A 552-nucleotide genomic window follows, 5' to 3' on the forward strand; every position below is an offset into this window, starting at 1 on the left:
CTGCGCAGCTGCTCCAGCAGCGGCTCGGTATCCTCGCCCGCCTTTTTGCGCAGGGGGATCTCTTTGGAGACGCGGTTCTGCTCGGCGGTGAGGGTCTCCACTTGGGTGGTGATTTCGCGCCACCGCTGGTCGATTGCCAGCCATTCGTCGAGGAGGTCGGTTGGGTAGCCGCGTTTGTGCAGCGCGTCGCGCACCGTGTCGGGTTCACTGCGCAGGAGTCGGTAGTCCAGCATGCCGCTAATTGTACCGAAACGCCCGCGTCAGGTCGGTCTCCGTCTCCTGGGAGTAGTTTAAGTTGTTGGAGTTGTTCCAGCGACGCTTGGATGTGTTCGGGCAGCGGTGTGGGTTCCGCTTGCCGCTTGGTGCGTTTAGCGCGTTTGGGTTTGGCGGTTGCGGTCTGCGTCGCCATCGTGGGGAAATTATACCTAATCGTACAAGCGCGGCAGGGGGCGTACCTGCTCCCTGCCGCGTGTGGAATGCTACACAGTAGAGGATTACTTCACCAGTTCCATCTTCAGCGTGCCGTCGATGGGCATCGGCGCGCCTTCGACC

At 61.6% G+C, this 552-nt stretch carries 1 pseudogene; it reads right to left on the minus strand.

Annotated features, from left to right (window positions below):
• Nucleotides 1-233 (minus strand): annotated as a pseudogene (locus NW837_RS15455) (serine--tRNA ligase); the annotation flags it as partial.
• Between the last annotated feature and the right edge of the window lie 319 nt (nucleotides 234-552).

Source organism: Synechococcus sp. R6-10 (genome assembly GCF_047461815.1).
GTDB lineage: Bacteria > Cyanobacteriota > Cyanobacteriia > Thermostichales > Thermostichaceae > Thermostichus.